Here is a 25,104-nt window from a genome sequence, read left to right on the forward strand (position 1 = left end):
CTGTGCACCTAGGCTGGTTGCAATTCCTCTGCCGAGTGCACGCATGTCTTCCACGATCCATTCCACTCATTACGCCGACAGTCCTGACCTGGCGTTGGCTGCTCTGCGTCATCCCTCTCTGGAGCAGGCGCTCTCTGTAGCCTGTGCTCAACTGGCCGTGCGCGAAGCCTTCCTCGCTGCGTTGCGTGATCCGGCCATCGGCCCGCAGCCTAGGTTGCTACTGGCGGTTTCCGGTGCCGACTTGCAAGGTCAGCGGCGCTTGGCTGCGCTGGTAGCGGAACTGCTGCCGGATGAGGTGGAACTGGACCTGATCGAGCTGGCCGACGACAACCTGTCACGCGCCGTACGCGAGCGCTGCGAGCCGTTCTATAAGTCCTGAGGCGTCCGCCTGCTGGCATACTGGGCGCTGGTTTCTCTGCGGAAGTTGCTGCATGCGCGTATGGATCGACGCCGACGCCTGCCCTCGGGCGGCGCGGGATCAGGTGGTCAAGTTCGCCCTCAAACGAGGGTTCGAGGTAGTGCTGGTGGCCGGGCAGGCCGTGGCCCGGCCGAGTTTCGCCTGCGTGAAACTGATCGTGGTACCCAGCGGGCCGGATGCGGCGGACGATCATCTGGTCGAGCATGCCGTCCCTGGCGAACTGGTAATCTGCAGTGACGTACCACTGGCCGACCGCCTGGTGAAGAAGGGCGTTGCCGCGCTCGACCCGCGAGGCCGCGAGTTCGACGAGCGCAACATGGGCGAGCGCCTGGCGGTGCGTAATCTGTTCACCGATTTGCGTGAGCAGGGTCAGGTCGGCGGCGGCCAGGCACCCTATTCGGAGAAGGATCGCCAGGCCTTCGCCAATGCGCTGGATCGGATTCTCACGCGCTTGAGTCGCTAGCGGCCCAGGATGACTTTGTGGGAACCGCGTAGGGCGTACTCGCGAAGCAGTGCGCCGTGATGGGTGTGTCGGGCGTGGGTACTGTGCTGAATCCTGCACGGACTGGCGGACTGTTCGCTGGCGCTACGAGCGGCCGGCGTCCCGGTCCGCCCTACGAGTTGATGCACTCCTACAGACGCCCTTCAGCCACACAGATAGGTGCCGGTGCCCACGGCCACCAGCACGTTTTCATCGTTATGCAGTTCCATGCGGATCACCGCCACCTTGTTGCCGGCCCGTAGCGGCATGGCCGTGGCGGTGAAGCGCTGGCCGCGTCCGGGGCGCAGGTAGTCGATGCGCAGATCGATGGTGCCGAGCTTGGACAGCTTGCTCATGCGCTCGGCTGCCGGTAGGTGCTGGTGGTTGGCGAATGCGCCGATCAGCGCCATGGCGCCGCCGCAGACATCGAGCAGGGAAGAAATCACCCCGCCGTGCAGGATGCCATGGACGAAGTTGCCGATCAGCTCGGGTTTCATCGGCAGGCACATGGTCACCTGCTCCTCGCTCAGTTCGGCGATCTCGATGCCGAGCAACTGGTTGAACGGGATGCGCTGGAAGAAGGCAGTCACCGCCTGTTGCAGGTCGGTATCCAGGGTGAAGGCTTGCGGCATCGTGGCGCTCCGGAAGTCAAGTGACTGTCACGCTGCCGCAGCCTGGCTGGCTTGGCCAGGGCTGCGGCCGGAGTGCCCTGGCCAATGACCGAAGCGCCTTGTAAACGGCGCCTGAAGACGATAGGTAGGGTGGGCTTTAGCACACCAATGCCGATCCGCTCCTACGGTCAGTGGTGCGCCAGCTCCAGTACGCGGTCGACCATCTTGTTGATGCCCGATGCCGCCTCGGCGATGGATTGCGCGAGCATGTAGGCAGGTGTGGTCACCAGCTTGCGTTGCTCATCCTCGATGATGTCGCTGACCTCGCACTCATGGTGCTCGGCGCCCATCTGGGTCAGGGTGGTGGCGGTGTCGTGATCGGTGCCGATGGTGCACACCACGCCGGCACCGAAGATTTTCGCCGCCAGTGCCGGCGCTATGCACATCAGGCCGACCGGCTTGCCGGCATCGACGAAGGCCTTGCATGCGGCCAGTACGTCTGGCTGCACGGTGCAGCCGGCACCGTTGGTGGCGAAGTCGGAAAGGTTCTTCGCCACGCCGAAGCCGCCGGGCATGATCAGCGCGTCGAACTCGTCGACGTGCAACTGCTTGACGTCCTTGATCTGGCCGCGGGCGATGCGGGCCGACTCCACCAGAACGTTGCGCGTCTCGTTCATCTCATCGCCGCTGTAATGGTCGACCACGTGCAGCTGCGGCACGTTGGGGGCGAAACACTGGACCTGGGCGCCACGCTGGTCGAGGCGCAACAGGGTGATCACGCTTTCATGGATCTCGGCGCCATCGTAGACGCCACAGCCGGACAGAATCACTGCCACTTTCTTGCTCATGCTCGACTCCTGGTGAGGAAAGACGCGACCGTGAAGCGGGCGCGGGTGTTACCGATTCCTGGGTTGTCGCCAAATGCCACTCGGGCTGTCATTTGCCGCCGCGAAGCCTGGCGAAGCTGCGCATAGGATGAATAACAGCTCATTCCCGACACAAGTACAACGATACGGCGCAGTCATGAATTACGTTCTCTACGCAGTGCCCTTCTTCTTTCTGCTGATCGCTCTGGAACTGCTCGCAGACCGCTGGCGCGGCATGCGTACCTATCGCCTGGCCGATGCGCTCAACAGCCTCAGTGCTGGCGTGCTGTCGCAGGCCACCGGGATTCTCACCAGGGTGGTCGGCCTGCTCACCTATGCCTTCGCCTGGGAGCACCTGGCGTTGGTCGAGTTGTCTGAAAGCAGCCTTTGGGTCTGGATCTTCGCCTTCGTCTTCTACGATTTCTGCTACTACTGGAACCACCGCCTGGGCCACGAGCGCAATGTGCTGTGGGCTGCGCATGCCGTGCACCATCAAAGCGAGGACTACAACCTCTCCACTGCGTTACGGCAAACCAGCACCGGTTTCATCTTCGGCTGGATCTTCTACCTGCCGATGGCCGTGGTTGGTGTGCCGCCGCTGGTCTTTCTCACTGTCGCAGCCTTGAACCTGCTCTATCAGTTCTGGGTGCATACCCGCCACATTCCCAAGCTGGGCTGGTTCGAGTGGTTGTTCATCACGCCATCCAACCACCGGGTTCACCATGCGCAGAATCCTATCTACATGGATCGCAATTACGGCGGTGTGTTCATTGTCTGGGATCGAATTTTCGGCACCTTCCAGGAGGAGCTCGACGAGGAACCGGTGATCTTCGGCGTAACCGTACCGCTGGCCAGCTGGAACCCCTTGTGGGCCAACCTGCAGGTCTACGCCGTGCTGTGGAGCGACGCCAGGCGCGCCAGCTCCTGGTGGGACCGCCTGCGCATCTGGTTCATGCCCACGGGGTGGCGCCCGGCCGACGTGGCCGCGCGCTATCCGCAAGCCAAGGCGGACCTGGGCAACTTCCGCAAGTTCGATGTGCCGCTGGGGCGTGGCGCGCAGGTTTACGCGTTGCTGCAGTTCGTCTGTTACCTGCTAGCCGGCGTATGGCTATTGGCGCAGGGCGATGCGCTTTCGATCGGTGCGTTGCTGCTGGCCTGTCTGTGGATGGCGCTGGGCCTGTGCAGTATCGGCATGTGGCTGGAAAACCGCAGCAATGCCAGGCAGATGGAGTACCTGCGCCTGGCGAGCAACCTGCCGGCATTCTGGCTGGCCGGTGAACTGGGCATGCTGACGTTGGATGTCGGCGCCTGGACCTGGCTTGTCGCTTACAGCCTGGCCAGCCTGCTGGGCATCTGGCTGGCCCGCGGTTCAGCCGCGCCGGCGCTGACGCCACCGGTATAGCCAGGCGAGGGCCAGTAGCAGCACCACCGCGGCGAGCAGGATGACCTGATAGTTGCGCAGCTCTTCCAGCAAGCCGCCCATGGCATTGCCCAGGCTGTAGGCCAGCAGGCTGATGCCGCCAGCCCAGACAGCGGCGCCGATGGCGTCCAGCAGCAGATAACGGCGCCAGGAATAGCCGGACAGGCCGATGGTCAGTGGCATCACCGTGCGCAGGCCGTAGAGGAAGCGGAAACACAGGACCCACAGGTCCGGATAACGCCTGATCAGCGCGCTGGCGCGTTCGCCCAGCGGTTGCCAGCGTGGTTTGCGTGCCAGCAGCGCGCGGCCATGGCGGCGGCCGAGGTAGTACCACAGCTGATCGCTGGCGAAGGTGCCGAGGAAGGCGCACAGCGCCACCCATTCGATCTCCAGCACGTTGCGCACGGCCATGTAGGCCGCTAGCAGCAGGGATACCTCACCCTCGAGGAAGGTGCCCAGTACCAATGCCGGATAGCCGAACTGGCGGATCAGATCTTGGAGCATGCCGTGCGCTCGATGTGGGGGTGCTGAAGACTACTCTGACCGCGAGGAACCCGGAAGGTGGCGGCTCATGCCACAATGCGCGACTGGCTGTGCGACTCGCCGTCGCACGCGGTCATTTGACCGTCATCATTTGGTCATAATGGTCGCTTATAACCGTCACACTGGCCCGCCCGTGCGGGCTCTGGAGTCTGCCGTGAGCGTTACCCCCGCCAATCGTCTGTTCCCTGCCACCCGTCTGCGTCGCAACCGTCGTGACGACTTTTCTCGTCGCCTGGTGCGCGAGCATCGCCTGAGCGTCGATGACCTGATCCTGCCGGTGTTCGTCCTCGACGGCGAAAACCGCCGCGAAGCCGTGCCGTCGATGCCGGGTGTCGAGCGTCTGTCCATCGATCTGCTGCTGCAGGAGGCCGAGCACTGGGTCGAGCTGGGCATTCCGGCGCTGGCGCTGTTCCCGGTCACTCCGCTGGAGAAGAAATCCCTTGATGGGGCCGAGGCCTGGAACCCAGACGGGATCGCCCAGCGCGCGATCCGTGCCCTGCGGGCGAAATTTCCCGAGCTCGGGGTGATCAGTGACGTCGCCCTCGACCCCTTCACCACCCACGGTCAGGACGGCATCCTCGACGAATCCGGCTACGTGCAGAACGACATCACCGTCGATGCGCTGGTCAAGCAGGCGCTGTCCCATGCCGAGGCCGGTGCGCAGGTGGTGGCACCTTCGGACATGATGGACGGTCGCGTGCAGGCGATCCGCGAGGCGCTGGAGCTGGCCGAGCACGTCAACGTGCGCATCATGGCCTATTCGGCCAAGTACGCCAGCGCCTACTACGGCCCGTTCCGCGATGCGGTGGGCTCGGCCGCGAACCTCGGCAAGGGCAACAAGCTCGGCTACCAGATGGACCCGGCCAACGGCAACGAGGCGCTGCATGAAGTGGCCGCCGACCTGGCCGAAGGCGCCGACATGGTCATGGTCAAGCCTGGCATGCCCTACCTGGACATCCTCTGGCGAGTGAAGGATGCCTACAAGGTGCCGACCTTCGTCTACCAGGTCAGTGGCGAGTACGCCATGCACATGGCCGCGATCCAGAACGGCTGGCTCAGCGAGGCGGTCATACTGGAGTCGCTCACCGCCTTCAAACGTGCCGGTGCCGATGGCATCATCACCTATTTAGCCGTACGGGCGGCAGAACTGCTAAAACAAGGGCGATGACGCCCTCAGGAACCCAGTAATGAACAGCGAAGGACTCAACAGCGAAGTGCTCGACAACAACCCGCCTCAGGCCGAGGTGGTCGCCGAGACGCCAGTGGTGGAAACCCCGCCGCCGGCGCCGATTCCCAGCCTGGATGACAGCAGCCTGTACATCCACCGTGAACTGTCGCAACTGCAGTTCAATATCCGGGTGCTGGAGCAGGCGCTGGATGAGTCCTACCCGCTGCTCGAACGTCTGAAGTTCTTGCTGATCTTCTCCAGTAACCTCGACGAATTCTTCGAGATCCGCGTCGCCGGCCTGAAGAAGCAGATCAATTTCGCCCGTGAACAGGCCGGTGCCGACGGCCTGCAGCCGCACCAGGCGCTGGCGCGCATCAGCGAACTGGTGCACGAGCAGGTCGAGCGGCAGTACGCCATTCTCAACGACACGCTGTTCCCGGCGCTGGCCAAGCACAACATCAACTTCATCCGTCGGCGCTTCTGGACCACCAAGCTCAAGGCCTGGGTACGCCGCTACTTCCGCGACGAGATCGCGCCGATCATCACCCCCATCGGCCTCGACCCGACGCACCCCTTCCCGCTGCTGGTGAACAAGAGTCTGAACTTCATCGTCGAACTTGAGGGTATCGATGCCTTCGGTCGCGACTCCGGTTTGGCCATCATCCCGGCGCCGCGCCTGCTGCCGCGCATCATCAAGGTGCCTGAAGACGTGGGAGGGGCAGGTGACAACTACGTGTTCCTCTCGTCGATGATCCACGCCCACGCCGACGATTTGTTCCAGGGCATGAAGGTCAAGGGCTGCTACCAGTTCCGCCTGACCCGTAACGCCGACCTGTCGGTGGACACCGAGGACGTCGAAGACCTGGCGCGTGCCCTGCGTGGTGAGCTGTTCAGTCGCCGCTACGGCGATGCGGTGCGCCTGGAGGTGGTCGATACCTGCCCGAAACACCTGCGCGATCACCTGCTCAAGCAATTCGGCCTGACCGAGAGCGAGTTGTACCAGGTCAATGGCCCGGTCAACCTGACCCGCCTGTTCAGCATCACCGGCCTGGATAACCACCCGGATCTGCAGTACGCGCCGTTTACCCCGGTGATCCCCAAGCTGCTGCAGAACGCGGAGAACATCTTCAACGTGGTCAGCAAGCAGGACATCCTCCTGCTGCACCCCTTCGAGTCCTTCACCCCGGTGGTGGACCTGTTGCGCCAGGCGGCGAAAGACCCGCACGTGCTGGCGATCAAGCAGACCCTGTATCGCTCAGGGGCCAACTCGGAGATCGTCGATGCACTGGTGGAAGCGGCACGTAACGGCAAGGAGGTCACCGCGGTGATCGAGCTGCGTGCGCGCTTCGACGAAGAGTCCAACCTGGCCCTGGCCAGCCGCCTGCAGGCTGCCGGGGCGGTAGTGATCTATGGTGTGGTGGGCTTCAAGACCCACGCCAAGATGATGCTCATCCTGCGTCGCGAGAACGGCGAGATCGTCCGCTATGCACACTTGGGCACCGGCAACTACCACGCCGGCAACGCCAAGCTGTACACCGACTACAGCCTGCTCACCGCCGACGTCGCCCTCGGTGAGGACGTGGCCAAGCTGTTCAGCCAACTGATCGGCATGGGCAAGACCCTGCGCATGAAGAAACTGCTGCACGCGCCCTTCACCCTGAAGAAGACCCTGCTCGACCTGATCGCCAAGGAAACCGCAGCGGCAGCCGAAGGCAAGCCGGCGCACATCATCGCCAAGTTCAACTCGCTGACCGACCCCAAGGTGATCCGCGCGTTGTACAAGGCCAGCCAGACCGGGGTGAAGATCGACCTGGTGGTGCGCGGCATGTGCTGCCTGCGCCCGGGCATCGCCGGGGTGTCGCACAATATCCAGGTGCGCTCGATCATCGGCCGCTTCCTCGAGCACACGCGGGTGTTCTACTTCCTCAACGGCGGTGACGAGAAAATCTACCTGTCCAGCGCCGACTGGATGGAGCGCAACCTCGACAAGCGCGTGGAGACCTGCTTCCCGGTGGAGGGCAAGAAGCTCATCACCCGGGTGAAGAAGGAGCTGGAAAGCTACCTGACCGACAACACCCAGGCCTGGGTGCTGCAGTCCGACGGGCGCTATCTGCGTCAGCAGCCCACCGGCAACCAGAACCCGCGCAGCGCGCAGTCCGGCTTGCTGGAAAAGCTCACCGCCCCGGTCGTCGTCGCTCGTTAAAAGCGGCCGCTTGCGGCCTTCTGATGACCCTCTCCCGCTTGCGGGAGAGGGTGGCCGAAGGCCGGGAGAGGGTTGAGGCCGCGTGTTGACGCTTTTGAAGACACTGCTCCCTGCGCCGATGAGCGCCTGATCACTGGCGATCGGGCCGGGGCGCGGAGAGGGTGCCCGAAGGGCGGGAGAGGGCTGGGAAGGCCGCGTGCGATAGTTTGGATAACTGCTCCTGCGCCGTTGAGGGCTAAATCGCTAGCCCTCTCCCCCGGCCCCTCTCCCGCAAGCGGGAGAGGGGAGAAAGCAGCCCGGCCGCATGCTCCGTAGGGTGCGCTGCCCCCTACACCGATGTGCGGCCGCAGTCCCTTACCTCTCCGGGCACAGGGAAAACCGGCAGCTTTGCGGTGTTCTCAGCCCTCACCCATGAATGGGAGAGGAGAGCAAGACCAGAACCTTGCCCTTCGCCTTTCCCGGATTGCATCCGGGCTACGCCTTCCCTACAACCGTGCCCGCACCTGCTTCGGGCTGATGCCGAACGCACGCTTGAACGCCGTGGAGAAGTTGGCGGCGCTGCTGTAGCCGGCGATCCAGGCGGCCTGGCCGACACTCACGCCCTGCCGCTCCAGCGCCTCGCGTGCCTGTTGCAGCTTGCGCTGGCGCTGATACTCGAACAGCGAGGTACCCTTCGCCGCCTGGAACTGACGCTGCAGGGTGCTGGCGCAGCAGCCGACCTCGTGGGCGATATCTTCCAGTGACCAGCCATCGGCCTCGCCGCTGTGCAGCAGTTCCAGGGTGCGGCGGATGCGCTGGTGTTCGTGCGGGCGCAGATTCGGCACTGCCTGAGTCGGTTGCCGGGTCATCAGGCTCAACGCTTCGCCGGCGATCTCCAGGGCACGGCTTTCCAGGTAGAGATTTTCCAGCAGGCGATTGCCGCAGCCGGGATGCAGTACCTGTTCGGCCAGCGTCAGCAGGCGTGGGGACGGTTGCCAGCGCAGTACATTGAGTGGCCGGTAATTGCCCTGCAGCAACGCCTTCAGCTGCGCCTGGCCATCGAAGCCGCTCGATTCGAACCACTCCGGCGCCAGGCTCACCGAGACCTTACGGATACGTTGGCCGCGGCGCGCGCGACGGGCAAACAGCATCGGCTCGTTGAGCGCGATGGTCACTCCCTCGCCGGCAGCGCCGGATGCACCGAAGGTGAAGGGCCGACCGTCGTAGCTGACCTCGCTGCGCCCCTGCAGGAAGAGGATGAAATTCAGGTGCGGGCGCGCTTCGGTCTGGGTGGCGAAGTCCTGCAGCTCCTGGCAGTCCGAGCAGTGCAGCGACAGGCCGCTGCGCAGCCTGCGCCAGCTCAGGTGACCCTGGAACAGACGGTCACGCGTGCGCTCGCCGTCCACCAGGCGAATGCGCTCATCGGCCAGGTTGGCCAGTTCTGCGGCGCGGACGATGGGAGCGTGGCTGGTCATCGATGACACCTCTGCATGCCTCTGGCGCAAAGAACAAATCCCCGCGCACAAACCTCTTGTTACAAACAGGGTGGCAGACTACGCCTCGCTATTTATTGATGCAAATCATTCGCATTGAATGTTGTGCCGGCGGATCATGCCGTGCACATCGGGGAGGGGGCATGTACCTGCAAACGCGTCATCATTCACTCAAACCCTTAGCCATCGCCATGCTGCTGGTTGTGCCGGCATTGGCAGCGGCTGCCGAGGAGCCGTTGCAACTGCAGGCCACCGAGGTGCTTGGCACCGCGCAGGAGGAGCTCAAGCAGGCGCTCGGCGTATCGGTGATCACCGCCGAGGACATCCAGAAAGCACCACCCGCGAACGACATCGCCGAGATCATCCGCAAGCAGCCGGGCGTCAACCTGACCGGCAACAGCGGTTCGGGCGCACGTGGCAACAACCGCCAGATCGATATCCGTGGCATGGGCCCGGAGAACACCCTGATCCTGATCGATGGCAAACCGGTGAGTTCACGCAATGCCGTGCGCTATGGCTGGCGCGGTGACCGCGACACCCGCGGCGATACCAACTGGGTGCCGGCCGAGCAGATCGAGCGTATCGAAGTGCTGCGCGGCCCGGCCGCTGCGCGCTATGGCAGCGGCGCTGCCGGTGGCGTGGTCAACATCATCACCAGGCAGGCCGGCCTGGAGCATCACGGCAACCTCAGCCTGTACGCCAACATGCCGCAGCACAGCGAGGAAGGCGCCACCCGGCGTTTCAACTTCGGTCTCAGCGGCCCGCTGGCGGAGAACATTTCCTATCGCATCTACGGCAACCTGAACAAGACCGACTCGGACGACGCGGACATCAACGAAGGCCGCGCCGTCAGCACCAGCAACGCCGCGCTGGCGGGCCGCGAAGGTGTGCGCAACCGCGATGTCGACGGCACCCTCAGTTGGCGTCTGGACGAATCGCAGACCCTCGACCTGCAGGCCGGCTTCAGCCGCCAGGGCAACATCTACACCGGCGACAGCATGAACAACCTGAGCAGCAACGCGGGGATCAACAGCGCGCGCGCCGATTGGATCGGCCGTGAAACCAATCGCATGCTGCGCAACACCTACGCCATCACCCATCACGGCGACTGGGACTTCGGTAGCACGCTGAACTACCTGCAATACGAGCGCACGCGCAACAACCGCCTCAAGGAAGGCCTGGCCGGCGGTCCCGAAGGTGCTATCAATGGCAACGAGTTCGGCACCATCGAGCTGCAAAGCCTGACCGCGCACAGCGAAGTCAGCCTGCCGCTGACAGCCCCGTTCGAGCAGGTGTTGACCCTCGGCGCCGAGTGGAACGAGCAACGCATGGAGGATGGCGTGTCCGATCTCGCTGCGATCCAGAGCATTGGCTATCCGACTCGTTTCGCCGGCAACATCGCCATGCGCACCGCATCGCTGTTCGTCGAGGACAATATCGAACTGCGCCCGGGCACCATGCTCACGCCAGGGCTGCGCTACGACCACAACAGCATCAGCGGCAGCAACTGGAGCCCTTCGCTCAACCTGTCGCATCGCCTGGACGACAACTTCACCCTCAAGGCCGGTATCGCCCGCGCCTACAAGGTACCCAACCTGTATCAGAGCAACCCGTCCTATGCCCTGTACAGCAACGGCATCGGTTGCTGGGATTTCGTCGCCGGAGGCCCGGGCTGCTTCCTGGTGGGCAACGAGAATCTTGAGGCGGAAACCAGCGTCAACAAGGAGCTTGGTTTGGAGTTCGAGTCTGGTGAATATCAGGCCAGCCTTACCTGGTTCCGCAACGATTACCGCGACAAGGTCGAGGCCGGCCGCGTTCCGGTCGGTACGGTGGACTTCACGCAGGGCAGCGCTACCCGAGTGGCCAACGTGTTCCAGTGGAGCAACATTCCGCGTGCGGTGGTCGAGGGTTTCGAGGGCAACCTGAAGATGCCGCTGGCAAGCAGCCTGAGCTGGAACACCAACTTCACCTGGATGCTGCAATCGAAGAACAAGGAGACCGGCGAGCCGCTGTCGATCATCCCCGAGTTCACCGTCAACTCGACGCTGGACTGGCAGGTCAGCGACCCGCTGTCGTTGCAGACCACAGTGACCTGGTATGGCCGGCAGACGCCGGGCAAGTACGACTATCAGGGCAACGTGCTGACGGGCGACGCGCGCCGCGAAATCTCGCCCTACGCCCTGGTCGGCATCGGTGGCAACTATGCCATCGACAAGAACTGGAGCGTCGGCGCCGGCATCAGCAACCTGTTCGACAAGCGCCTGTACCGCGAGGGCAACGCCCGTGAGGCCGGTGCCTACACCTACAACGAACCGGGGCGCACCTTCTACGCCAGCATCAGCACCAGCTTCTGAGCGGACGAGGGAGTGGTTCAAGCCACTCCCTCGCCCTTGCGACAACCACGACAAAAGCGGGCCCACCCGCCACCACCTGATGAGCCTTACTGCATGATTCGATTTCAAGGTACCGCGACCACCGCTTCGGCCTCGCTGTACATGACCAAGCTGTGCAAGCACTTTCGCCACAAGATCGCCGTGGAGCTCGACGAGCGCAGCGCCGATGCGCAATTTCCCTTTGGCCGCTGCCTGATGCATGCCGAAGCCGATGCGCTGCATTTCGACTGTCAGGCCGACGATGCCGAGGCTGCCGCGCGCATCCGTTTCGTCCTCGACGATCATCTGGTGCGTTTCGCCCGCAAGGAGGGCCTGGCGGTCATCTGGAGCGAAGAGGCCGACGATGAGAGCTAGCGTTGCCCTGTTCGTCCTGGGGCTGTGCGGGTCGCTCGGCGTGGCTGCCGAAAGCTGGCAGCCGGCGACGCTGGTGCAGGCCGAGATGCGCGAGCTGCAGTCGCGGCACACCGGGCGCAGCTATCGACTGTATCTGTCGAAACCACAAGGTGAGGCGCCGGCGCAGGGTTACCCGGTGGTGTATGTGCTCGATGCCGAGCTGTTCTTCCCGCTGCTGGCGCAACAGGCGCTGATGCATACGCCGCACGCGGCGCGTGACGGGCGCGAGGCGGTGCTGGTGGTTGGCATCGGCTATCCGGGGGATGCGCCTTTCGACATTCCGGCGCGGGCCGAGGACTACACGCCGCCAGCGCCGAACCTCGGCGATAGCCATGCCCGCGAGGGCGGCGGCGAACGGTTTCTGGACTTTATCGAGGGTGAGGTCAAACCCCTGGTGGCGTCACGCTACAAGGTCGATACACGGCGCCAGACCCTGTTCGGCCACTCCTACGGCGGCCTGTTCACGCTCTACACCTTGCTGTCACGGCCACAGGCGTTCCAGCGCTACGTTGCTGCCAGCCCGTCGTTGTGGTGGCACCGGCGCTACGCCTTCGATCTGCTGGAGACCTTCGCCAGTCAGGAGCCGCGTCCAAACGTTCGCCTGATGCTCAGCGTCGGTGCGGCCGAGCAGCCGGCGGCCGATGCGCCGCTGCTGGAAGCGCGACAAAAACACCTGGCCGAGCGGCGCATGGTCGATAACACTCGGGAATTTCAGAAGCGCCTCGGCGCGCTGGGCGTGAACGCCCAATTGCTGCTGACGCCTGGCGAGGATCACGCCGGCAACGCCTTCGTCAGCAGCCTGCAGGTGCTGGATTTCGCGCTGCAGCGCTAGGGCGGGTGATGGCGGGTTTCACCCGCCCTACGGCACTCCCGATCAACGCACGCTCAATGTCAGCCGGTAGGGTGCGCCGCGCGCACCGCCTGATCAGCGCACGCTCAGGGTCAGGTCGATGCGCTTGAGCCACTCGGCCTCGGCTTCGAAATCCGCCTGGGTCAGCGGGTTGGCCGCCAGCCAGCCTTCGGGGAAGACGATCTCCAGGCTGTCGTCGCCAACCTTGAACTGCACCTGGGGCATGTCCTGCGTGCCGCGGATGTGATGGAAAAGGATGGCGAAGCGCAGCAGCACGCAGAGGCGCATCAGCTTGATGCCTTCCTCGCCGAAGTCGGCGAACTTGTCCTTGGGAATGTTGCGCCGGTGGCCACGCACCAGCAGTGCGAGCATCTGCTGATCCTGGCGGGAGAAACCGGCCAGGTCCGAGTGCTCGATCAGGTAGGCACCGTGCTTGTGGTACTGGTAGTGAGCGATATCCAGACCCACCTCGTGCACCTTGGCGCCCCAGCTCAACAGCTCGCGGTGCCAGACATCGGTCAGCCCCCAGTCGCTGGCGACCTTGTCCAGCGCCGCCAGCGCCTTGGCCTCGACCCGGGCGGCCTGGTCGGTATCAACGTGGTAGCGCTCCATGAACGCGGCGAGGGTGCGCTCGCGCACGTCCTCGTGCTGGTGACGGCCGAGCAGGTCGTACAGCACACCTTCGCGCAGCGCACCTTCGGAGTGGCTCATGCGCTGGATGTCGCAGGCATCGAAGATGGCTTCGAGAATCGCCAGGCCGGCGGGGAAGATGCCGCGGCGATCCGGCTTGATCCCGTCGAGGTCGATCTTCTCCACCTCGCCGAGCTTGAACAGCTTGCGCTTGAGCCAGGCCAGGCCCTCGATCGTGACCTCGCCATTGCCCAGGCCGGCGGCCTTGGTCGCCAGGCCGATGGCCTTGATGGTGCCAGAGGCGCCGACGGCATCTTCCCAGCCAAGACGGCGCAGCCCCTGTTCGATGCCCATCAGTTCCAGACGAGCGGCGGTATAGGCCTGGGCATAGCGCGCCGGGGTGATCTTGCCGTCCTTGAAGTAACGCTGGGTGAAGCTGACGCAGCCCATTTGCAGGCTTTCGCGCAGCAGCGGCTCGAAACGCTGGCCGATGATGAACTCGGTGCTGCCGCCACCAATGTCGGCGACCAGGCGCTTGCCGGGCGTGTCAGCGATGCTGTGGGAGACGCCCAGGTAGATCAGGCGTGCTTCCTCTCGGCCGGAAATCACCTCGACCTGGTGACCGAGAATCTCTTCGGCGCGGCGGATGAACACGGCGCGGTTGCGTGCTTCGCGCAGGGCGTTGGTGCCGACGATACGCACGGCGCCTTCCGGCAGGCTGTTGGTGAACTGGGCGAAACGGCGCAGGCAATCCAGGCCGCGCTGCATCGCCTCTTCGCTGAGCTGGCGCTCGTCATCCAGGCCTGCCGCCAGCTGGACCTTGTCGCCGATGCGCTCGAGGACGCGGATTTCGTGATTGTCGGCCTTGGCCAGCACCATATGGAAACTATTCGAGCCCAGGTCGATGGCGGCGATCAGGGGAAAACTCTCGGCAGGGGCTTGGGGCATGATTGCGGCATCTCGTTCGATTTCCGCGCATCCTGCCACGACTGAGCGCATGAGCCAACGCATTCGGATGTCGCACGAAACTGGTCTAGACCTGTGGTTATCGCAGGTTCAGCACGCTCAGCGGCTGTTTTAGAAGCTGCTCGTCGCAGTTGTGACCCTCGCCGCCGCGGTCCACCACCAGGAAGCGTCCAGGGTGTTGCAGGCAGAGTAACGGGTGATGCCAGGTACCGCGGGCGTAGTTCACGCCCTGGTCTGGCGCGCTGATGAACGCGCGAATTTTCGACTCGTCCAGCTCACCGGGCGGCGCGACGACGATCAGCATGCGCCCGCCATCCACCGGGTAGAACGCCTGACTGCCCAGCGGGTGGCGTTCGAGCATGCGAATCTCGATGGGCGCGTGCCAGGCCTTGCCTTCGAACAGGTTGACCAGGGTGCGCGGTGCCTCGCCGGCCAGTTCCACCTGTGCCAGGTCGTGGTAGCGGGTGGTGGTGCCGGCGTTGATCGGGAAGGCCGCGGCACCGGCGGTTTCGATCACGTCGCCGAAGGGTGCGAAGGCTTCGCGGGTCAGCGGCTCGATGCGCAGCGGTAGGGGCGCTGGCACGCTCACAGGTTCACCGAGCCGATGAAATTGCGCAGTTCCTCTGTCTGCGGGGCGGCGAACAGCTCCTTGGGGGCGCCGATCTCGTGCACCTTGCCCTGGTGCATGAACACCAGCTTGTCGCCCACTTCGCGGGCGAAGCGCATCTCGTGAGTGACCATGATCAGGGTCATGCCCTCGCTGGCCAGTTGCTTGACCACCGCCAGCACCTCATTCACCAGCTCCGGGTCGAGCGCCGAGGTGATCTCGTCGCACAGCAGCACCTTGGGCGACATGGCCAGAGCGCGGGCGATGGCCACGCGCTGTTGCTGGCCGCCGGAAAGGCGTTCGGGGTAGGCGTCGAATTTCTCCGCTAGGCCCACCCGTTCGAGCATCTGCCGGGCGATCTGCTCGGCCTCGGCGCGCGGAGTCTTCTTCACCACCTGCGGCGCCAGCATGACGTTTTCGCCGACTGTGAGATGAGGGAACAGGTTGAACTGCTGGAACACCATGCCGACCTTCTGCCGCAGGCTGCGCAGGTCGGCGCGGGCGGCGTCGATGTACTCGCCGTCGACTTCGATCACACCGTCGTTGATCGATTCCAGGCCGTTGAGGGTGCGCAGGAAGGTGCTCTTGCCCGAGCCGCTGCGGCCGATGATGGCGACCACTTCGCCTTCCTCGACCTTGAGGTCGATGCCCTTGAGCACATGGTTTTCGCCGTAATACTTGTGCAGTGCGGTGACGTTAAGCAGTGACATTCAGCCTCCTTTCCAGGCGGTATGCGGCGAGCGAGAGCGGGTAGCAGAGCAGGAAGTAACCGAGGGCGACGAAGCCGTAGACCATGAAGGGCTCGAAGGTGGCGTTGGCCAGCATGCTGCCGGTCTTGGTCAACTCGGTGAAACCGATGATGGAAGTCACGGCGGTACCCTTGACCACCTGTACGGAGAAACCAACGGTGGGTGCCACGGCGATGCGCAGCGCCTGCGGCAGCACTACATGACGCAGGGTTTCCAGGCGGCTCATGGCCAGGCTTTCGGAGGCCTCCCACTGGCCACGGCTGATCGACTCGACGCAGCCGCGCCAGATTTCGGCGAGAAAGGCGCTGGTAAACAGCGTCAGTGCAGTGGCCGCAGCCAGCCAGGGCGACACGTCGATGCCGAGCAGGGCGATGCCGAAGAACACCAGAAACAGCTGCATCAACAGCGGCGTGCCCTGGAAGAGCTCGATATAGCCACGGGCCAGGATGCGCGGCGCCGACAGTGGCGACAGCCGCGCCAGCAACACCAGCAGCCCGGCAATGCCGCCGCAGACGAAGGCCACCAACGATAGCAGCAGCGTCCACTGCAGGCCGGTGAGCAGATTGCGCAGGATGTCCCAGAGGGTGAAGTCCATCAGCGGGCTCCCATGATGAAGCGGCGGCCGACCCAGGCCAGCAATTGGCGAATCCCGATGGCCATGAGCAGATACAGCGCGGTGGTCAGCAGGTAGGTCTCGAAGGCGCGGAAGTTGCGCGACTGGATGAAGTTGGCGGCGAACGACAGCTCCTCGGTGGAAATCTGCGAGCACACCGCCGAACCCAGCATGACGATGATGATCTGGCTCGACAGCGCCGGCCATACCTTGCCCAGCGCCGGTCGCAACACCACATGGCGGAACGTCTCGAAGCGGCTCATCGCCAGTGCGCTGGCGGCCTCGAGCTGGCCGTGCGGGATGGCCTGGATGCCGGCACGGATGATCTCCGTCGAGTAGGCGCCGAGATTGATCACCATGGCCAGTATGGCGGCCTCCCATTCGCTCAGGCGTACACCGAGCGACGGCAGGCCGAAGAAGATGAAGAACAGCTGGACGATAAATGGCGTGTTGCGGATCAGCTCCACGTAGACGCCGAATATCCGGTCGAACGGGCGGATGCGCCAGGCGCGCAGTATCGCCCCGACGATGCCGAGACCGACGCCCAGCAGGGTGCCGATCGCCGTCAGGCCGAGGGTGAAGGCCGCGCCCTGCAGCAGCAGGTCGCTGTGCTGCAGGACGGCGGCGAAGTCGAACTGGTATGCCATGGCTCAGTTCCCCGCGTGGCTCAGAGACCGGCTGGCAGCGGTTGCTTCAGCCACTTCTGGCTGAGCGCATCGAGGCTGCCGTCGGCCTTGGCGTCGGCGATGATGGCGTTGACCTTGTCCAGCAGCGCGGCCTGGTTCTTGTTCACGCCGACGTACACCGGCGAGTCCTTGAGCTTGAGTTTCATGCTCGGCACACGCTTGGGGTTCTTCTCGGAGATGGCCACCATCACCACGTTGCCGCTGGCGATCAGCTCGACCTGGCCGGAGAGGTAGGCGGCGATGGTCGAGTTATTGTCCTCGAAGCGCTTGATGGTGGCGCCTTTCGGGGCAACGTTGCTCAGCTCGATGTCTTCGATGGAGCCACGGGTGACGCTGATGGTCTTGCCGGCGAGATCGTCGAGGCTGGCGATGGCGGCGTCGTCCGGGCCGAACACGCCGAGGTAGAAGGGCGCGTAGGCAGCGGAGAAGTCGATCACCGCTTCACGCTCGGGGTTCTTGCCCAGGCTGGAGATCACCAGATCGACCTTGCCGGTGGTGAGGAAGGGAATGCGGTTGGTGCTGTTGACCGGGGTCAGCTCCAGCTTCACCGCTAGCTTGTCGGCCAGCAGTTGCGCGGTATCGATATCCAGGCCGCGCGGTTTCATGTCCGGGCCGACCGAACCGAACGGTGGGAAATCCTGCGGTACGGCGACTTTCAGTACGCCGGCCTTGCCGATGTCTTCGAGCGCATCGGCGTGAGCGGTGCTGGCGCCGAAGGCCAGTGCGGCGAAGAGGGTACCCAGCAGTTTGCGGTGAAAGGTGCGCATGTCGAACTCCCGATCAATGAAGGAAAACTCAAGCGTTTTGCTTGGCTCATGCACTGCATCGGCTGTGCCAGGTTCAGGGAAATCAGGGCTTTCATCGCTACAGGCGAGTAAGGGCAAGGTCTTACTGGTCTGAACAGTTGGCGTTGCTGGCCAAGTGGTCAGAAGCGCTTCTGTGCCATCTCGGTGCGTTCTGCTGCCGGGCTGTGCCACAAGGGGGCGCCGCTTGCCTGGAGGGGCATTGAGGCCTTACAAAGGCGGCTTGACTGGACTGACCGGCCCGAACAGCCATGAATGCTTCTGCTCCCCGCGCGGTACCCGAGTACGCCCTGCAGGCGATCCGCCGTCTGATCGAGGAGGAGAGCTATCGCCCCGGTGATGCGCTGCCTTCGCAGCGCGACCTGGCCGAACGCCTGGGGGTCAGCCGGGCATCCTTGCGCGAGGCGCTGTCATCGCTCAGTGCGCTGGGCCTGGTCAGCGTGCAGGCCGGCAAGGGCGTGTTCGTCCAGCAGGCGCCGAAAGTGGAGGCCGCCGGTACTTTCGTCTGGCCGTTCGCTGCTCAGGTATCCGCCGCCGATACCTTTCAGTTGCGCTTCGCTCTGGAGGGCTTCGCCTGTGGCCTGGCAGCCGGAGTGATGACCGCCGAGGAGCTGGACATCCTCGAAGACAACGTCGAGCAGATGCGCCGTGAGCTGCGCGCGGGCGACTTCGCGCAGGCGACGCGCCTGGACTTCGAGTTCCATCAGCGCATCCTCGCCGCCAGCGGCAACCAGGCGATGTTCGCTCTGGTGACCTCCAGTGCGGACATTTTCCTGGAAAGTCAGAAGCTGCCGTTCATCCGACCGGAGCGGGCGATGGAAACCTGGCAGGAGCATCGCAAGATTCTCAAAGCCCTGGCCCGGCACGCCGCTGGCCCGGCGCAGAAGGCCATGCAGCAGCACATCCGCGCCGCTGCGCTGCGCACCGGCATCGCATTCGCCACACTTGGCGATTGAGGCGTACATTAACGGCTATTGAAAGGCTCAATCGTCAGCGCCTTTCGGTGTCACTCAAGCCGGGCTATGATGGCGCCACTTTTTTGCTTCCGAATATACGGAGACCCCTCATGAGCGAATTCATCACCAACGTCAGCGACGCCAGCTTCGACCAGGACGTCATCCAGGCTGAGGGTCCGGTTCTGGTCGACTACTGGGCTGAATGGTGCGGTCCGTGCAAGATGATCGCGCCGGTGCTCGACGAGATCGCCAAGGACTACCAAGGCAAGCTGAAGATCTGCAAGCTGAACATCGACGAAAACCAGGAAACCCCGCCGAAGTACGGCGTACGTGGTATCCCGACCCTGATGCTGTTCAAGAACGGCAACGTCGAGGCGACCAAGGTTGGCGCACTGTCCAAGTCGCAGCTGGCTGCGTTCCTCGACAGCAACATCTAAGAAGTAGGGTGGGCTTCGGCCCATCGAGCTGGTTGCAGTTAGCGTGGTGGTGGGCTGAAGCGGAGCGCCGCCTGGCCCACCCTACAGCACTGCAAGAAACCCCGCTAAATTGCGGGGTTTTTCGTTTTCGGGGCTAGACGCTGTTTTTTCACGGTGTTAAATTCGGCCTCGCTGCATCTTCTATGCAGCTCTCTGCATGCCGTCGCCGATTCATTCCTATACGAACTCGTTCGCGATCCTGTCGCCTTCTCTGCGGCGCGGCCTCTCAAGCTAACAGCTTTCTTCTCCTCTCGATGATCACGTCATTCCTATGAATCTGACCGAACTCAAGCAAAAGCCGATTGCCGAACTGCTGGACATGGCCGAACAGATGGGCCTGGAAAACATGGCCCGTTCGCGCAAGCAGGACATCATCTTCGCCCTGCTGAAAAAGCATGCCAAAAGCGGCGAGGAAATTTCCGGTGACGGCGTGCTGGAGATCCTCCAGGACGGTTTCGGCTTCCTGCGTAGCGCCGACTCCTCCTACCTGGCGGGCCCTGATGACATCTACGTCTCGCCCAGCCAGATCCGCCGTTTCAACCTGCGTACCGGTGACACTATCGTCGGCAAGATCCGTCCGCCGAAGGAAGGCGAGCGTTACTTCGCCCTGCTCAAGGTCGACAGCATCAACTTCGACCGCCCGGAAAACGCCAAGAACAAGATTCTGTTCGAGAACCTGACGCCGCTGTTCCCGAATCAGCGCCTGACCATGGAAGCCGGTAACGGCTCCACCGAGGACATCACCGGCCGCGTGATCGACCTCTGCGCGCCGATCGGCAAGGGCCAGCGCGGCCTGATCGTTGCCCCGCCGAAAGCGGGCAAGACCATCATGCTGCAGAACATTGCCTCGAACATCACGCGTAACAACCCGGAAGTGCACCTGATCGTTCTGCTGATCGACGAGCGCCCGGAAGAAGTGACCGAGATGCAGCGCACCGTGCGCGGCGAAGTGGTCGCCTCCACCTTCGACGAGCCGCCGACCCGCCACGTGCAGGTCGCCGAAATGGTGATCGAGAAGGCCAAGCGCCTGGTCGAGCACAAGAAGGACGTGGTCATCCTGCTCGACTCCATCACCCGTCTGGCGCGCGCCTACAACACCGTGATCCCGAGCTCCGGCAAGGTCCTGACCGGTGGTGTCGACGCCCACGCCTTGGAGAAGCCCAAGCGCTTCTTCGGCGCCGCGCGTAACATCGAGGAAGGCGGCAGCCTGACCATCCTCGCTACCGCGCTGATCGAAACCGGCTCGAAGATGGACGAAGTGATCTACGAGGAATTCAAGGGCACCGGCAACATGGAGCTGATCCTGGATCGCCGCGTGGCCGAGAAGCGCACCTTCCCGGCGATCAACATCAACAAGTCCGGCACCCGCCGCGAAGAGCTGCTGACCGGCGAGGAAGAGTTGTCGCGCATGTGGATTCTGCGCAAGCTGCTGCACCCGATGGACGAGATCGCGGCCATCGAGTTTCTGATCGACAAGCTGAAAGCGACGAAGACGAACGACGAGTTCTTCCTGTCGATGAAGCGCAAGTAAGCCGCAAGCTACAGGCCACAAGCTGCAAGCTGCAAGCGGCTTGCGCTTGAGGCTTGTAGTCAACTTGCTGCGAGGCCGGGGAAACCCGGCCTTGTCGTTTCTGCCGGCTTCAAGCCTTCTGAAAGCCCGACTTCGGCGCTAAACTTTGCGGCCGACTCCTGCCTGTCCGACACGAGGCTCCTGCATGCAGTATCGCGACCTGCGCGACTTCATCCGTGAACTGGAAAAGCGCGGCGAACTCAAGCGCATCCAGACCCCGGTATCGCCCGTTCTGGAAATGACCGAAATCTGCGACCGCACCCTGCGCAAGGGCGGCCCGGCGTTGCTGTTCGAAAAGCCCACGGGCTTCGATGTGCCGGTGCTCGGCAATCTGTTCGGTACGCCCAAGCGCGTGGCGCTGGGCATGGGCGCCGAGGATGTCTCCGAGCTGCGTGAAATCGGCAAGCTGCTGGCTTTTCTCAAGGAGCCGGAGCCGCCAAAGGGGCTCAAGGACGCCTGGAGCAAGCTGCCGATCTTCAAGAAGGTCATCAGCATGGCGCCCAAGGTGGTCAAGGACGCGCCTTGCCACGAAGTGATCGAGGAGGGCGACGACGTCGACCTGGGCAAACTGCCGATCCAGCATTGCTGGCCGGGCGACGTGGCGCCGTTGATCACCTGGGGCCTGACCATCACCAAAGGCCCTAACAAGGAGCGGCAGAATCTTGGCATCTATCGCCAGCAGGTGATCGGCCGCAACAAGGTGATCATGCGCTGGCTCAGCCATCGCGGCGGCGCGCTGGATTACCGCGACTGGTGCCAGAAGCACCCGGACAAGCCTTACCCGGTTTGCGTGGCTCTGGGCGCCGATCCTGCGACCATCCTCGGCGCCGTGACGCCAGTGCCGGACACCCTCTCCGAATACGCCTTCGCCGGTCTGCTGCGTGGCCACCGCACCGAGCTGATCAAGGCGGTTGGCAGCGACCTGCAGGTGCCGGCCAGCGCCGAGATCGTCCTCGAGGGCGTGATCCATCCGGGCGAGACCGCGCCGGAAGGCCCCTACGGCGACCACACCGGCTACTACAACGAGGTCGACACCTTCCCGGTGTTCACCGTCGAGCGCATCACCCGGCGCCGCGATCCGATCTATCACAGCACCTACACCGGCCGCCCGCCGGATGAGCCGGCGATTCTCGGCGTGGCGCTGAACGAAGTGTTCGTGCCGATCCTGCAGAAGCAGTTCCCGGAAATCACCGACTTCTATCTGCCGCCGGAAGGCTGTTCCTACCGCATGGCGGTGGTGACCATGAAGAAACAGTACCCGGGCCACGCCAAGCGCGTAATGCTCGGTGTGTGGTCGTTCCTGCGACAGTTCATGTACACCAAGTTCGTTATCGTCACCGACGACGACATCAACGCACGGGACTGGAACGACGTGATCTGGGCGATTACCACGCGCATGGACCCCAAGCGCGACACGGTGATGATCGACAACACGCCGATCGACTACCTCGACTTCGCCTCGCCGATCTCCGGCCTGGGTTCGAAGATGGGCCTGGACGCCACCCACAAGTGGCCAGGCGAGACCTCGCGTGAATGGGGTCGCGCCATCGAGAAGGATCCGGCCGTGGTGGCGCGTGTCGACGCGCTGTGGAGCGAGCTGGGAATCGATTGATGAACGTCACCCTGCAACCCTCGGGCATCACCCTCGCCCTGCAACCGGGCGAACGTATCCTCGATGGCGCCCGCCGTCTGGGTTACGACTGCCCGCAAAGCTGCCGCAATGGCAACTGCCATATCTGCGCCGCCTTGTTGGTGGAGGGGCGGGTGCGGCAGAACGGCGCCGAGCTGGACCATGGCGAGCTGTTCACCTGCCTGGCCGAGCCGCTGGAGGATTGCGTGCTGCACTGGGATGGCGTGCTGGCGCCGGGCGAGCTGCCGGTGCGCGAACTGAGCTGCCAGGTAATCGAATGCCAGGCGGTGGGTGGTGATGTGTTCCGTGTATGGCTGCGCACCCCTGCAGGCAAGGCGCCGCGCTACCACGCCGGGCAGTACCTGTTGCTGCAGCGCCCGGATGGCGAGATGGCGGCCTTCTCCCTGGCCTCGGCGCCGCATGCCGGGCGCGAGCTGGAGCTGCATATCCTCGCCCGCGAGGACAGCAGCATCGCCCTGCTGGAGCATCTGCGCAGCACCGGCATGGCTCGCGTGCAGATGCCTTATGGCGACACTCACCTCGCCGATCTGCCTGATGGCCCGCTGGTGCTGATCGCCGCGGGCACCGGCATGGGCCAGATGCACAGCCTGATCGAGCACTGCCGCGCCGCTGGTTTCGCCCACCCGGTGCACCTTTACTGGGGTGCGCGCCGGCCCGAAGACTTCTACGAACTGCCGCATTGGGCCGAGTGGCAGCAACTGGACAACCTGCACCTGCATCAGGTGGTCAGCGACCAGTGCGGCTGGCAGGGTCGTTGCGGCCTGCTGCATGAAGCGGTACGTGAAGACTTCCCCAACCTCAAGTCGCTGCACGTCTACGCCAGCGGTTCACCAGCCATGGTCTACGCCACGCTCGATGCGCTGGTCGAAGCCGGGATGGATGCCCACCAGATGCGCGCCGATGTGTTCGCCTACGCGCCGCGTTCATAGTGGTAGGGCGGGTGCAACCCGCCACTGACTGATTCGACGGGTTGCACTCGCCCTGCTCACTGCTATCGCACAGTCACCACCAGCTTGCCCACTGCCTTGCGCTGGCCGAGTGCATCGATGGCCTCGCCACCACGCTCCAGTGGGAAGGTTTGCGAGACCAGCGGCTTGAGCTTGCCTTCGGCATGCCAGGCGAACAGCTGCTGGAAGTTCTCGGCGTTGTCCTGTGGCTGACGTTGGGCGAAGGAGCCCCAGAATACGCCGACCAGGGAGGCGCCCTTGAGCAGTGGCAGGTTGGCTGGCAGGGCCGGGATGCCACCGCCGGCGGCGAAACCCACCACCAGGAAACGGCCGTTCCAGCCGATGCTGCGGAAGGCTTCCTCGAACAGCGTGCCGCCTACCGGGTCGTAGATCACGTCCACGCCCTGACCGCCGGTGAGCTTCTTCACCTCGTCCTTGAGGCTCTGCTCGCTGTAGTTGATCAGTTCGTCGGCGCCGGTGTTGCGCGCCACTTCCAGCTTCTCGGCGCTGCTCGCCGCGGCGATCACCTTGGCGCCCATGGCCTTGCCGATTTCCACCGCGGCCAGGCCGACGCCGCCCGAGGCGCCGAGCACCAACAGGGTTTCGCCGGGCTGCAGGTTGGCGCGTTGCTTGAGGGCGTGCATCGAGGTGCCGTAGGTCATGCCGAAGGCGGCCGCAGTGGTCAGGTCCATGCTCTTGGGCACCGGCAGCACGTTGTAGGCCGGCACGGCGACCTCTTCGGCGAAGCCGCCCCAGCCGGTCAGCGCCATAACCCGGTCACCGGCGCGCAGGTGGCTGACCTTCTCGCCAACGGCCTTGACCACGCCGGCTACTTCACCGCCTGGGGCGAAAGGGAAGGGCGGTTTGAACTGGTATTTGCCTTCGATGATCAGCGTGTCGGGGAAGTTGACCCCGGCGGCCTGCACCTCGATCAGTACTTCGTTCTTTTTCGGCTCGGGGCTTGGCAGATCTTCCAGTACCAGGGTCTCGGCGGGGCCGAAGGCTTTGCACAGCAGGGCTTTCATGAAGGTCATTCCTCTTGCAGGGTGCCATGCAGTGTAGAAAGCGCCCGTCGAGGGTCAACGAGCATGCCCATGCCTGATAGGTCGGCATAAGCGTCGGGCTTGGGTGCTGGCCTGGGGATGGCTATGCTAGGCACATCCCCGATGGAGTGCCGAACGTGAAACTGTTGACCGCCCTGCTGCTGAGCCTGTCGATCTGCCTGCCTGCCCTGGCGTCTTCGGAGAAGAAGGAAGAAGCCCCGACGACGCTCTACTACAACCTGACGCCAGCCCTGATCGGTAACCTGGCCGATACCGGCAACCGCCTGAAATTCTTCAAGGCCGATGTGTCGTTGCGTGTGACCGGTACCGAGGCGGAGGAGAAGATCAAACAGCATGAGCCGCTGATCCGTCATCAGATGGTGATGCTGTTCTCGGCCCAGACCAGCGAGACCATCAATGCCCCCGATGGCCGTGAGAACCTGCGCCTGGAAGCGTTGAAGAAGGTGCAGGACGCGATCAATGGCGAAGAGGGCAAGCCCATCGTCGAAGACCTGCTGTTCAACAACCTGATCATTCAGTAGCGGCGAATTCTCTTTGCTTTTGGACGCTGTGTTAGCGGTGAGGGTAA

The 25,104-nt window shown here is 63.8% G+C and carries 25 protein-coding genes; 14 read left to right on the forward strand and 11 right to left on the reverse strand.

Features of this window, described 5'->3' with window-relative positions; genetic code table 11:
* The first annotated feature begins 43 nt into the window (after positions 1–43).
* Positions 44–379 carry an enhanced serine sensitivity protein SseB C-terminal domain-containing protein gene (locus tag EL191_RS01825; RefSeq protein WP_041976080.1) on the forward strand — a complete coding sequence of 112 codons (336 nt, stop codon included), beginning with the start codon at positions 44–46 and terminating at the stop codon, positions 377–379.
* Between the two features lie 52 nt (positions 380–431).
* Positions 432–881, forward strand: a complete 450-nt coding sequence (locus tag EL191_RS01830) for a YaiI/YqxD family protein (RefSeq protein WP_041976082.1) — start codon at positions 432–434, stop codon at positions 879–881.
* A gap of 182 nt (positions 882–1,063) precedes the next feature.
* Here the strand turns inward: EL191_RS01830 and EL191_RS01835 are convergent, their stop codons facing one another.
* On the reverse strand, positions 1,064–1,531 hold the full coding sequence (locus EL191_RS01835) for a thioesterase family protein (RefSeq protein ID WP_041976084.1): 468 nt from the start codon (positions 1,529–1,531) through the stop codon (positions 1,064–1,066).
* A 167-nt stretch (positions 1,532–1,698) separates the two neighbouring features.
* Positions 1,699–2,358 (reverse strand): isoprenoid biosynthesis glyoxalase ElbB, encoded by a 660-nt coding sequence (gene elbB, locus EL191_RS01840; RefSeq protein ID WP_041976086.1) that lies wholly within the window; start codon positions 2,356–2,358, stop codon positions 1,699–1,701.
* 175 nt (positions 2,359–2,533) lie between these two features.
* On the opposite strand from elbB, the gene EL191_RS01845 reads away from it, so the two are divergent.
* Positions 2,534–3,778: a sterol desaturase family protein gene (locus tag EL191_RS01845; protein ID WP_041976088.1), complete on the forward strand. Its 1,245-nt coding sequence runs from the start codon at positions 2,534–2,536 to the stop codon at positions 3,776–3,778.
* On the opposite strand, the gene EL191_RS01850 is transcribed toward EL191_RS01845, so the two are convergent.
* Positions 3,746–4,300: a DedA family protein gene (locus EL191_RS01850; protein WP_017361235.1), complete on the reverse strand. Its 555-nt coding sequence runs from the start codon at positions 4,298–4,300 to the stop codon at positions 3,746–3,748. The two genes, EL191_RS01845 and EL191_RS01850, sit on opposite strands and share 33 nt — an antisense overlap.
* Before the next feature lie 193 nt (positions 4,301–4,493).
* Here EL191_RS01850 and hemB point away from each other — a divergent pair, with 193 nt between their 5' ends.
* The gene (gene hemB, locus EL191_RS01855; protein ID WP_041976090.1) at positions 4,494–5,507 is read left to right on the forward strand and encodes a porphobilinogen synthase; all 1,014 of its coding nucleotides are present in this window, start codon (positions 4,494–4,496) and stop codon (positions 5,505–5,507) included.
* A gap of 19 nt (positions 5,508–5,526) precedes the next feature.
* Entirely contained in the window at positions 5,527–7,710 is a 2,184-nt protein-coding gene (gene ppk1 / locus EL191_RS01860; protein WP_041976092.1) for a polyphosphate kinase 1, read from the forward strand.
* A gap of 485 nt (positions 7,711–8,195) precedes the next feature.
* On the opposite strand, the gene EL191_RS01865 is transcribed toward ppk1, so the two are convergent.
* Complete coding sequence (locus tag EL191_RS01865; protein WP_017363863.1) at positions 8,196–9,164, reverse strand: helix-turn-helix transcriptional regulator; 969 nt, start codon at positions 9,162–9,164, stop codon at positions 8,196–8,198.
* A 161-nt stretch (positions 9,165–9,325) separates the two neighbouring features.
* Here EL191_RS01865 and EL191_RS01870 point away from each other — a divergent pair, with 161 nt between their 5' ends.
* The 3 genes from EL191_RS01870 to EL191_RS01880 all read left to right on the forward strand — a co-directional run bounded on the left by EL191_RS01870 (position 9,326) and on the right by EL191_RS01880 (position 12,800).
* Complete coding sequence (locus EL191_RS01870) at positions 9,326–11,536, forward strand: TonB-dependent siderophore receptor (protein WP_041976095.1); 2,211 nt, start codon at positions 9,326–9,328, stop codon at positions 11,534–11,536.
* A gap of 93 nt (positions 11,537–11,629) precedes the next feature.
* The gene (locus EL191_RS01875; protein ID WP_017363861.1) at positions 11,630–11,929 is read left to right on the forward strand and encodes a DUF2218 domain-containing protein; all 300 of its coding nucleotides are present in this window, start codon (positions 11,630–11,632) and stop codon (positions 11,927–11,929) included.
* Positions 11,919–12,800: an alpha/beta hydrolase gene (locus tag EL191_RS01880; protein WP_017363860.1), complete on the forward strand. Its 882-nt coding sequence runs from the start codon at positions 11,919–11,921 to the stop codon at positions 12,798–12,800. The genes EL191_RS01875 and EL191_RS01880 overlap by 11 nt, the downstream gene beginning before the upstream one ends.
* Positions 12,801–12,893: 93 nt before the next feature.
* Here the strand turns inward: EL191_RS01880 and ppx are convergent, their stop codons facing one another.
* The 6 genes from ppx to EL191_RS01910 all read right to left on the reverse strand — a co-directional run bounded on the left by ppx (position 12,894) and on the right by EL191_RS01910 (position 17,836).
* Positions 12,894–14,396, reverse strand: a complete 1,503-nt coding sequence (ppx, locus tag EL191_RS01885; RefSeq protein ID WP_041976097.1) for an exopolyphosphatase — start codon at positions 14,394–14,396, stop codon at positions 12,894–12,896.
* A 97-nt stretch (positions 14,397–14,493) separates the two neighbouring features.
* Positions 14,494–15,003, reverse strand: coding sequence for an ureidoglycolate lyase (locus tag EL191_RS01890; RefSeq protein ID WP_041976099.1), 510 nt, complete (start codon positions 15,001–15,003; stop codon positions 14,494–14,496).
* On the reverse strand, positions 15,000–15,731 hold the full coding sequence (locus EL191_RS01895; RefSeq protein WP_041976101.1) for an amino acid ABC transporter ATP-binding protein: 732 nt from the start codon (positions 15,729–15,731) through the stop codon (positions 15,000–15,002). The genes EL191_RS01890 and EL191_RS01895 overlap by 4 nt, the downstream gene beginning before the upstream one ends.
* A complete protein-coding gene (locus tag EL191_RS01900) occupies positions 15,718–16,368 on the reverse strand; it encodes an amino acid ABC transporter permease (RefSeq protein ID WP_169886825.1) in 651 nt (216 codons plus the stop codon). The genes EL191_RS01895 and EL191_RS01900 overlap by 14 nt, the downstream gene beginning before the upstream one ends.
* Positions 16,365–17,030, reverse strand: coding sequence for an amino acid ABC transporter permease (locus EL191_RS01905; protein ID WP_013713517.1), 666 nt, complete (start codon positions 17,028–17,030; stop codon positions 16,365–16,367). The genes EL191_RS01900 and EL191_RS01905 overlap by 4 nt, the downstream gene beginning before the upstream one ends.
* Positions 17,031–17,050: 20 nt before the next feature.
* Complete coding sequence (locus EL191_RS01910) at positions 17,051–17,836, reverse strand: transporter substrate-binding domain-containing protein (protein WP_041976103.1); 786 nt, start codon at positions 17,834–17,836, stop codon at positions 17,051–17,053.
* A 287-nt stretch (positions 17,837–18,123) separates the two neighbouring features.
* Between EL191_RS01910 and EL191_RS01915 the strand changes: the two genes are divergently transcribed.
* From EL191_RS01915 to EL191_RS01935, 5 genes are all read left to right on the forward strand, one after another.
* Positions 18,124–18,828: a FadR/GntR family transcriptional regulator gene (locus EL191_RS01915; RefSeq protein WP_041976105.1), complete on the forward strand. Its 705-nt coding sequence runs from the start codon at positions 18,124–18,126 to the stop codon at positions 18,826–18,828.
* A gap of 110 nt (positions 18,829–18,938) precedes the next feature.
* Positions 18,939–19,265 carry a thioredoxin TrxA gene (gene trxA / locus EL191_RS01920; protein WP_004373332.1) on the forward strand — a complete coding sequence of 109 codons (327 nt, stop codon included), beginning with the start codon at positions 18,939–18,941 and terminating at the stop codon, positions 19,263–19,265.
* A gap of 310 nt (positions 19,266–19,575) precedes the next feature.
* A complete protein-coding gene (gene rho / locus EL191_RS01925; RefSeq protein ID WP_013713520.1) occupies positions 19,576–20,835 on the forward strand; it encodes a transcription termination factor Rho in 1,260 nt (419 codons plus the stop codon).
* Between the two features lie 184 nt (positions 20,836–21,019).
* Positions 21,020–22,486, forward strand: a complete 1,467-nt coding sequence (gene ubiD, locus EL191_RS01930; RefSeq protein WP_041976109.1) for a 4-hydroxy-3-polyprenylbenzoate decarboxylase — start codon at positions 21,020–21,022, stop codon at positions 22,484–22,486.
* Positions 22,486–23,454, forward strand: coding sequence for a CDP-6-deoxy-delta-3,4-glucoseen reductase (locus tag EL191_RS01935; protein WP_041976110.1), 969 nt, complete (start codon positions 22,486–22,488; stop codon positions 23,452–23,454). The genes ubiD and EL191_RS01935 overlap by 1 nt, the downstream gene beginning before the upstream one ends.
* A gap of 62 nt (positions 23,455–23,516) precedes the next feature.
* On the opposite strand, the gene EL191_RS01940 is transcribed toward EL191_RS01935, so the two are convergent.
* Positions 23,517–24,497: an NADPH:quinone oxidoreductase family protein gene (locus EL191_RS01940; RefSeq protein ID WP_041977136.1), complete on the reverse strand. Its 981-nt coding sequence runs from the start codon at positions 24,495–24,497 to the stop codon at positions 23,517–23,519.
* A 155-nt stretch (positions 24,498–24,652) separates the two neighbouring features.
* Here EL191_RS01940 and EL191_RS01945 point away from each other — a divergent pair, with 155 nt between their 5' ends.
* A complete protein-coding gene (locus EL191_RS01945; protein WP_013713524.1) occupies positions 24,653–25,057 on the forward strand; it encodes a flagellar basal body-associated protein FliL in 405 nt (134 codons plus the stop codon).
* The last annotated feature ends 47 nt before the right edge of the window (positions 25,058–25,104 follow it).

This window comes from Pseudomonas mendocina (genome assembly GCF_900636545.1).
GTDB lineage: Bacteria > Pseudomonadota > Gammaproteobacteria > Pseudomonadales > Pseudomonadaceae > Aquipseudomonas > Aquipseudomonas mendocina.